Below are 9371 nucleotides of genomic sequence, written 5' to 3'. Positions count from 1 at the left end.
GATGTCGATTATCTGCCGATCAGCCAGGTCGCGAACCGGATCGCCACCACGCCGTTCGTGGTCTATCCGCCGGGGATTGCGACGATTGTTCCCGGCGAGCGGCTGAGTGAACGGGCCCAGCCGATGCTTGATTACTTGCAGATGTTCGAGCGCAGCTTCAACGAATTCCCGGGCTTCGACGTCGAGATCCAGGGCGTCTACCGCGAGTTCGACGAAGCGGGCCGGGTGCGTCTCTACACCTACGTCGTGGCCGAATAACCCGCCGCCTCCTGGAGTTGCCGTGGACGCTGCTTCGCCCATCCTGATACGCTCCTCGCACGACGGCGACGTCGAGGCGATGCTCGATATCTATCGCTATTACATCCGGCGCGGTCTCGATGAGGGAATCGACGATCATGGCACGCCGCAGCCGGACGATCTGAAAGAGCGGCGCAAGAATCTGCGCAACCGCCGCTTCCCGCATCTGGTGGCGATCCGTGGCGAGACCGTCGTGGGATATGCCTATGTCGTGCTGTTCCGCAAGCGGCCGGCTTATCGCTATACGGTGAAGCACTCGATCTATGTGCATCCGGATCACCTCGGCAGCGGCATCGGCCGGCTGTTGATGCACGAGCTGATCGACGCCTGTGCCGCGGCGGGCTTCCGGCAGATGATCGGCTATATCGACGGTGACAACACCGCTTCGCTCGGCCTGCACCATAGCTTCGGCTTCGCCACCGTCGGGCGGCTGCCAGGCGTCGCGTATCGTTATGGCCGCTGGGCCGATACGGTGATGGTGCAGCGATCGCTGGGCGCCGGCGCGACCACGCCTCCCGTGATTTGATCGAAGTTCAATCCGACAAGTCCCTCTCAGGCTGCGCGCGTCACACTGAGGGCGCATCCGGCTTCTGAAACGTCAACGTGATCAGCGCGCCGCCGCCTGGAGCGTCGGCCACGTCGATGGCGCCGCCATGTTCGTCGACGACCGCCTTGACGATCGCAAGGCCTAGTCCGGCGCCATCGCTGCGGGCTCGGTTGCCGCGCCAGAACCGCTGGAAGATCAGGCTGCGATCGGCCTCGGCGATGCCGGGGCCATGATCGCGCACCGCGACGCAGGGTCCCGCCGCATCGACTTCGATCATCACCTCGGTGCCTGGTGGTGTATGGCGGATCGCATTGTCCACGAGGTTGCGCAGCGCGCGCCGGATCATCTCGGCATTGCCGCGCACAGGGACGGGATGATCGCCGCCGCGCAGGCCGATCTCCTTCCCGGCGGTGAGCGCAGCCAGCGCGACGGTCTCGATCAGTTCGGTTGCGATCTCGACGAGGTCGACGGTCTCGTCCGGATCGACCCGCATCGCGTCCATCTCGGCGACATCAAGCAGCTGCGACACGATCCGGCTCATCGCGGCAAGGTTGCGCTGCAGGTCTTTCCCGGCCGGTTTCGGCTCCAGCGTCTCGATCCGCGCGCTGAGGATCGCGAGCGGCGTCCGCAGTTCGTGAGCGGCATCCGCGGTGAACCGGCGCTGCTCGTTGAAGCCGTGTTCGAGCCGATCGAACGCCTGATTCACAGCGCTGACCAGCGGTCGGATTTCGCTGGGGATACCCTGCATCGGCAGCCGGATGTCGGTGCGGCTCGGGCCGATACTGGCGGCGCGCTCCGAAGCGTCGACCAGGGGGCGGATCGCGCGCCGGAAGATCACGATGTCGAAGGCGAGGAGCAGCAGCAGGATCGGCAGAACGATCCAGCCGGCGCGATGGAAGAAGTTGGCTGCAATGTCGTCGATGATGACGTCGCCATTCGACAGATCTTCGACCACCTGGATCGTCAGCGTCCGGCCGCCAATGCGTCGCTCGATGCTGTCTCCCGACAGGCCGGTCGAACCAGTGACGAGACCGAACCACGAGGCGCGGTCCGCGGATCGGCGCGGTAGCAGCGGTTTGCGGTCCGGGTTCGAACTGAACAGCACTTGGCCTGAGCTGTCGATCACCGCATAGGCATAGCGGCCATAGGCCGCCGAATACACGTCACGCAAGTCCTGCGGCAGGGTGAGATCGAGTTGCCCGTCCGAGCCGACGGTGAGATGTTCGGCTACGACTTCAGCTTGGCGACGCATCGCATCGCTGTGCAGCCTGTCGATCTCGCGATTGAGCAGCCAGAACAGGATCAGCGGCAGCACCACCGCGGTGATCGTCAGCGCCACCACATGCAGCAGCAGGATGCGGGTGGTCAGCGAGTCGCGCCGGAACACTTACTTGATCTCCGACAGCAGATAGCCGACGCCGCGGATCGTCCGGATCTGCACCGTGGCACCGAGTTCTTCGAGCTGCTTGCGCAGCCGCGAGACATAGACCTCGACCGCATTCGAGGCGACATCGCCGCCGAGCCCGAAGATCTGATCCTCGAGCGTCTTCTTCGGCACGACGCGACCCTGGCGGCGCAGCAGTAATTCGAGCACGTTGAGCTCGCGGCCCGACAACAGGCGCGGCTCGCCGCTGATCAAGATCTGGCGTCCTTCGGTATCGAAAGTCAGATTGCCGAGGGTGAGCGAGCGGCCGAGCAGGTGCCCAGGCCGCCGCAGGATAGCTTCAATGCGCGCCACCATCTCCTCGATCGCGAACGGCTTGACCAGATAGTCGTCGGCACCGGCTTTCAAGCCGGAGACGCGGTCCTGCACGCCGCTGCGCGCCGTCAGCACCAGCACCGGGATCGATTCATGGCCGGCGCGCAGCTCGCGCAATAGCGACATGCCGTCGCCGTCCGGCAATCCGAGGTCGAGCGCCATCGCGACGTAGTTCACCGATGCGAGTGCAGCGCGCGCATCCTCGACCCCGCTGACGATGTCGACATCGTAGCCGGCTGCGTTGACGCCCCGCGAAATCAGGTCCGCCAGTTCGAGGTTGTCTTCGACGATCAGGAGGCGCATCGCGGGGGCAAGCAAGATTGTGACGATCGGGACTTGTGCTTCGTACCACGTGCAAGCCGTGAGCGTACAGAAGCCAAACGCGGGCAGCGAAATTGGTAATTTTGCGAGCGCGACGGCGCCGTGTCAGGTTGGTGTAAGCTCGGTCTGCTAACCACAGCGAAGGCGTCCGGAAACGGCCGATCTGTTCGACTGCGGGGCGCAGATGCAGCACAGCTGGAAGACACCGATTTACGCTGCAGCGGTCGCGCTTCTGATTGCGGCCGGGTGCGTGGGGCTTGCCATGCGATCCGGCAGTCTCGTCGCGCCGGCCGGAGCGCAGCCGGCGGATACGAGCCGGGATGGCATCGATCTAGCCCAGCAGACGATCGCGCTCTCGGCCAAGCAGGTCGAGGCGATCAGCATCGAGCCGGTCGAGCAGCGCGAATTCCGCATCACCAAGGACGCGCTGGGTGCGATCGCCTACAACGAAAACCTGCTGGTGCAGGTGTTCACGCCCTATGCCGGACGGATCATCGACACCTTCTTCAATCTCGGCGACGAGGTGAAGAAGGGCGCGCCGCTGTTCACCATCGACAGCTCCGATCTGCTGCAGGCGGAGTCGACGCTACTCGCGACCGCCGGCGTGCTGGAGCTGCAGAACCGCAATCTCAACCGCGTGCGCCAGCTGCTGAAGACCGGCGGTGCGCCGCAGCGCGACGTCGATCAGGCCACGTCCGATCAACAGACCGCTGAAGGCAACCACAAGGCGGCACGCGATGCGGTCCGCATCTTCGGCAAATCGGAAGCCGAGATCGACCGCATCATCGCCGAGCGACACGTCGACTCGACCCTGATCGTGCGCAGCCCGGTGGACGGGCAGGTGACCGCACGCAACGCGGCACCGGGTCTCTACGTGCAACCCGGCAGCGCGCCTCCACCGCTGACGCTCGCCAATCTGTCGATCAAATGGATGGTGGCCAACGTCGTCGAGACCGATGCGCCCGCGTTCCGGCTCGGCCAGCCGGTCGAAGCGCGGGTGGCGGCCTATCCTGGGCAGGTGTTTCGTGGCCGGGTGACGGCGCTCGGCAGCAGCATCGATCCGAGTTCGCACCGCCAGTTGGTTCGCTCGGAGATCGACGACCCGGCCAATCTGCTGCGCCCCGGCATGCTGGCCAATTTCACTATCGAGGTGGCGAAGCCGGTGACGTCCCCCGCGGTGCGGCTCGATGCGGTGGTGCGCGAAGGTGACGGCACCATGGCGGTTTGGGTGACTCGCGACCGCCGCAGCTTTCAGCGCCGGCTAGTCAAGATCGGCTTGGCTCAGGGCGGCCGCCGCCAGATCCTCGACGGCGTCGCGCCGGGTGAACTGGTGGTCGGCACCGGTGCGATCTTCCTCAGCAACAAGCTCGCGAACGCCGCGAGCGGCTGATCGACAGCAAAGCCGGCGGCGTTCATCGTGTTCAAGAACATCATTGAGTTTGGCCTGACCCGCAAGGCCATCATCGTGCTGGCGCTGATCGTGTTCTGCGGCGCCGGCATCGCGGCGTTCACCCGGCTCAACGTCGAGGCCTATCCCAATCCTGCGCCGGTGATCCTCGAAATCACCGCGCAGGCCGCGGGGCTGTCAGCCGAGGAGATGGAGAAGTACTACACCATCCCGATGGAGGTTGGGCTGTATCCCACACCCGGCGTGGTCAACATCCGCTCGACATCGTTCTACGGCCTATCGTTCGTCCGCGTCACCTTTGCCTACGGGGTCGATTATTATTTCGCGCTGACGCAGGCTGCCAATTCGATCCAGCAGAACATCTCGCTGCCGAATAATCTGGTGCCGACCATTCAGCAGTCGAGCCTGGTTGGCGAGATCTTTCGCTATCAGCTAGTCGGGCCGCCGAATTACGGGCTGACCAATCTGCGTACCGTGCAGGACTATATCGTGGCGCGGCGGCTGATGACGGTGCCCGGTGTGGTGCAGATCAATGCCTGGGGCGGGACCACCAAGCAGTTCAACGTTGACGCCGACCTGCAGAAGCTCGAGGCCTACAACATCACCGTGCCGCAGATGGTGTCGGCGCTCGGCAACGCGAACCTCAATGTCGGTGCGCGCGAAATCACCATCGGCCAACAGTCCGTGAACATCCGCGGCATTGGGTTGGTCGATTCCGGCGGCGATGATTCCATCGCCAATGGCTACAAGGTCCAGGACATCGAGAACGTCGTGCTGACCCAGTCGGGCGGGCTGCCGATTCAGATCAAGGATGTCGCCAAGGTCTCGGTCGGCTACGTGCCGCGGCTCGGCATCGCCGGGCGCGACAGCAGCGACGATGTCGCCGCTGCGATCGTGGTGATGGGGCGGACCCAGCACACCAACGACATCGTGCCGAAGGTCGAGGAGGAGGTCGCCAAGCTCAATCGCGACGGCAGCCTGCCGCCCGGCGTCAAGATCGTGCCGTATTACGATCGCGGCGCGCTCGTCGCGGTGACCACCCGGACGGTGCTGCACAATCTGATCGTCGGTTGCCTCTTGGTGTTCCTGATCCAGTGGATCTTTCTCGGCGATCTGCGCAGCGCGCTGATCGTGAGCGCCAGCATTCCGTTCGCGCTGTTCTTCTCGATCATCATCCTGGTGCTGCGTGGCGAGGATGCCAATCTGCTGTCGCTCGGCGCGGTCGATTTCGGCATCATCGTCGACTCCGCCGTGATCATGATGGAGAACATCTTCCGCAATCTGCAGTCGCCGGCCGAGCCGCAGCGGCGGATGCTGGTGCAGCTGCAGCAGAGCGGTGCCGGCACGGGCGAGCCGCAGGTGTGGACCGATCGGCTGCGGCTGATCTTCCTGAGCGCACTGCAGGTCGACAAAGCGGTGCTGTTCACCGCCGCAATCACGGTGACCGCGTTCGTGCCGCTGTTCACCATGCAGGGCGTCGAAGGCCAGATCTTCGGCCCGATGGCGCGCACCTATGGCTATGCACTGGCAGGTGCGCTGATCTCGACCTTCACGATCACGCCCGTGCTGGCGTCGCTGCTGTTGCCGAAGACCATTGAGGAACATGAGACCGCGATCGTGCGCGGTCTGCGCCGCGCCTATGAGCCGGTGCTGCGCTGGTCGCTTGGCCGCACCAAGGTCGCGGCGGTTGTTGGCCTAGTTTTCCTTTGTGTCGCAGGTTTGGCCGCCAGCCGTCTCGGCAGCGAGTTTCTGCCGGCGCTAGAGGAGGGCAATTTCTGGATCCGGGCGGCGATGCCGCCGACGATGTCGCTCGACGCCGGCACCAGTTACGTCCGCAAGATGCGCGAGATCCTGTTGCGGCATCCGGAAGTCATCACCGTGGTGTCGCAGCACGGCCGACCGGACAACGGCAGCGACGCCTCTGCGTTCTCCAACGTCGAGCTGTTCGCGCCGGTGAAGCCGTTCTCGGAATGGCCGACCGGCCTGACCAAGGAGATGTTGGCGGAGCAGCTGCAGAAGGAATTCGACGCCGAGCTGCCGGGCGTCACCTTTAATTTCTCGCAGTACATCCAGGACAATATCGAGGAGGCTCTGTCCGGGGTGAAGGGCGCCAACTCGGTCAAGATTGTCGGCCCGAACCTGCAGGTGTTGGAACAACTCGCCGGGCAGGTGATGCAGGAGATGGCCAAGGTGCGCGGCGTCGCCGACCTCGGCGTGTTTCATCTGCTCGGCCAGCCCAATCTCAACATCAAGGTCGATCGCGAGCGCGCCGCGCGCTACGGCCTCAACACCGGCGATGTCAATTCGGTGATTCAGGCGGCGGTCGGCGGCAGCATCGCCACCACGGTGCTCGAAGCCGACCGGCAGTTCGGCGTCGCGGTGCGGCTCGATCCGAAGTTTCGCGAAAGCGTCGATGCGGTGCGCGAGCTGAAGATTGCTTACGCGACGCCGAGCGGCGTCAACGCCTACATCCCGCTCAGCGAAGTCGCCACCATCTCGCTCGATACCGGCGCGTCCTTCATCTACCGCGAGAGGAGCCAGCGCTACATTCCGATCAAGTTCAGCGTCCGTGGCCGCGACCTTGGCGGCACCGTCGCCGAGGCGCAGCAGCGGGTCAACGATGCGGTGCAGCTGCCGCCCGGCTATCGGCTGATCTGGTCCGGCGAATTCGACAATCTGCAGGATGCCAAAGCGCGGTTGATGATCGTGGTTCCGATCACGCTGCTGCTGGTGTTCGTGCTGCTGTATGCGTTGTTCAATACGCTGCGCGACAGCCTGATAGCGCTGCTCGGCATTCCGTTCGCGGCCGGCGGCGGCGTCATCGCGTTGTATCTGTCCGGGCTGGAATTCAGCGTCTCGGCCGCGATCGGCTTCATCTCGCTGCTCGGCGTCGCGGTGATGGACGGCATCCTCAACATCACTTATTTCCGCGAGCTACGCGCCGGCGGCGTGAGCGTCGCCGATGCGGTGCGGCAGGCCTCCGAGCAACGGATGCGCCCGATGCTGATGACGGCGCTGTCGGCCGGCGTCGGGCTGTTTCCTGCGGCGCTGTCGCACGACATCGGCAGCCAAGTGCAGCGGCCCTTGGCGACCGTTGTGGTCGGCGGCATGTTCATCGGCCCGCTGTTGCTGCTGGCGGTGGCACCGGCGCTGCGCAAGCTCGCTTTTGCTCGCGAGGAGGCGGGGCGGACCAGCGCTGCTCCCCAGGCCGCACCACAGGGAGAGCCGTGATGCTGCGTTGGCTCGGCGCCCTCGGCACGTGCATCTGTCTCGCCGGCTGTGCTGTCGGTCCGAATTTCGTGCAGCCGCCGTCCCCCGAGGTCGATCGCTACACGGCGGCGGCCTTGCCGGCGAAATCGCCAGACAAAGCTCAGCCTTTCGTGGTCGCCGAGGATGTGCCGACCCGCTGGTGGTCGGCGTTCCGCTCCGAGCCGCTCGACCGGCTGGTGCGCGCGACGGTGGTGCGCAATCCGACCCTGCAGGCAGCGGATGCTGCGATCAAGGTGGCGCACTTCAATGCGCTGGCGCAGCGGGGACTGTTCTTTCCGCAGGTCAGCGCCAGCTATGGTCCATCGACACAATTGTCGTCGAACAACGAAGCTTCCGATGCGCCGCAGCAGCGGCTGTCGCTGCACACCGCGCAGCTCAACATCGCCTACACGTTCGACGTCTGGGGCAGCAACGCGCGCGCGGTGGAGAGCCTCGACGCCATCACCGAGCAGCAGCAGTTCCTACTCGAGGCGACGCATTTGACGCTGACCGCCAATGTCGTCACTGCGGCGATCGGGGAAGCCTCGCTGCGCGGCCAGATCGCTGCCACCAAGAAGATCGTGGCGATCGAGCGCGACATCCTCGGCATCCTGAAGTCGCAGTTCGAGGCAGGGCAGGCGGCGCAGGTCGATGTCCTGACCCAGGAGGCGGCGCTTGCCCAGGTCGAGCAGACCTTGCCGCCGCTGGAGAAGCAACTCGCGATTCAACGAGATCTGTTGACCGCGCTGGCCGGCAACTACTCGGCAGCCCAAGTCCCGGAGCGTTTCGAACTGGCGCGCCTCAGCCTGCCGCGCAACATTCCGGTTCTGGTGCCGAGCACGCTGGTGCGACGCCGGCCGGACGTGCGGGCTGCGGAGGCCAATCTGCATGCGGTAAGCGCGCAGGTCGGTGTGGCGGTGGCGGCGCGCCTGCCGAACATCAGCGTCGGCGCCAGCACGGCCGGCGCGAGCGCTACCAACTTTGCGCAACTGTTCGCGCCCGGCACCGGGTTCTATCTGCTGGCCGCCAATGCCACCCAGCCGATCATCGACGGCATGACGTTGCTGCACAAGCAGCGCGCCGCCGAGGCCGCACTGGAGCAGGCGGATGCGCAGTATCGCCAGGCCGTGATCTCGGCGCTGCAGAATGTCGCCGACGCGCTGCAGAGCCTGCAGCACGATGCAGCCCTGGTGCGCGCTGCCGCCAAATCGGAGGCCGCAGCAAAGGCCAGCCTCGACATCATCCGCAAGCAGCTTGCGCTCGGGCAGGTCAATCAGGTTGTGGTCCTGAATGCCCAGCAGACCTACCTCAATGCCTCGATCGCGCATGTTCAGGCGGAGGCGACGCGCCTGTCGGATGCGGCGGCGCTATTCATGGCCATCGGCGGAAGCTGGCCGGCGGGATGTGGAACCGATTGGCGAAGCTGCGTGCTCGACGATCTGCCGGTCACGGCAGCTTTACAGTAGGCCTGAAGGAGCAGGCGGGTTCCCGGGCTGCGACAGATCGATCCGCCGCGATTTTGTTATGTTATTGCAGATCGACACGGATGCGAGGCGCGTGTTATCCGCTTGTCTCGACCCGTGAGAGCCATCGTGACGCTGATCGCCCGCATTTTCCAGCATCGTCTGCTGCGCGTTTCGCGCCAGGCCGTCGCTATGGCCGTGCTGGCTATGTATCTGCTGGCGGGCGCCGTGCACGGGCTGTGCGATCTCGACGTGAACACCGGTTCCGCCACTGCGATCGTCTCGCTGCCGTCGCACGGCGCCCGCCAGCAGATACATAGCCAGCAC

General features: G+C 65.0%; 7 protein-coding genes and 1 pseudogene. 6 read left to right on the top strand and 2 right to left on the bottom strand.

Annotated features, from left to right (window positions below):
- A partial coding sequence (locus DYI24_RS14405; protein WP_502706344.1) for an Orn/Lys/Arg family decarboxylase occupies positions 1 to 258 on the top strand: 258 nt, incomplete at its 5' end.
- A 22-nt stretch (positions 259 to 280) separates the two neighbouring features.
- The gene (locus DYI24_RS14400; RefSeq protein WP_164572776.1) at positions 281 to 823 is read left to right on the top strand and encodes a GNAT family N-acetyltransferase; all 543 of its coding nucleotides are present in this window, start codon (positions 281 to 283) and stop codon (positions 821 to 823) included.
- Between the two features lie 40 nt (positions 824 to 863).
- Here DYI24_RS14400 and DYI24_RS14395 read toward each other — a convergent pair whose 3' ends face one another.
- Together DYI24_RS14395 and DYI24_RS14390 are read right to left on the bottom strand one after the other, a co-directional pair.
- A complete protein-coding gene (locus tag DYI24_RS14395; RefSeq protein WP_164572775.1) occupies positions 864 to 2231 on the bottom strand; it encodes an ATP-binding protein in 1368 nt (455 codons plus the stop codon).
- Positions 2232 to 2906, bottom strand: a complete 675-nt coding sequence (locus tag DYI24_RS14390) for a response regulator transcription factor (RefSeq protein WP_164572774.1) — start codon at positions 2904 to 2906, stop codon at positions 2232 to 2234.
- Positions 2907 to 3186: 280 nt separating this feature from the next.
- On the opposite strand from DYI24_RS14390, the gene DYI24_RS14385 reads away from it, so the two are divergent.
- From DYI24_RS14385 to DYI24_RS14370, 4 genes and pseudogenes are all read left to right on the top strand, one after another.
- Entirely contained in the window at positions 3187 to 4314 is a 1128-nt protein-coding gene (locus DYI24_RS14385) for an efflux RND transporter periplasmic adaptor subunit (RefSeq protein ID WP_164572773.1), read from the top strand.
- A 27-nt stretch (positions 4315 to 4341) separates the two neighbouring features.
- Entirely contained in the window at positions 4342 to 7563 is a 3222-nt protein-coding gene (locus tag DYI24_RS14380; RefSeq protein WP_164572772.1) for an efflux RND transporter permease subunit, read from the top strand.
- Complete coding sequence (locus tag DYI24_RS14375) at positions 7563 to 9047, top strand: efflux transporter outer membrane subunit (RefSeq protein ID WP_164572771.1); 1485 nt, start codon at positions 7563 to 7565, stop codon at positions 9045 to 9047. Before DYI24_RS14380 ends, DYI24_RS14375 begins: the two co-directional genes overlap by 1 nt.
- Positions 9048 to 9173: 126 nt before the next feature.
- A pseudogene (locus DYI24_RS14370) lies at positions 9174 to 9371 on the top strand (hypothetical protein); the annotation flags it as partial.

The sequence above is a fragment of the Rhodopseudomonas sp. BR0C11 genome (assembly GCF_010820945.1).
Lineage (GTDB): Bacteria > Pseudomonadota > Alphaproteobacteria > Rhizobiales > Xanthobacteraceae > Rhodopseudomonas > Rhodopseudomonas palustris_H.
The sequence above is the reverse complement of the archived record's forward strand: the minus strand, read 5'-3'. Positions and strand labels throughout refer to the sequence as shown.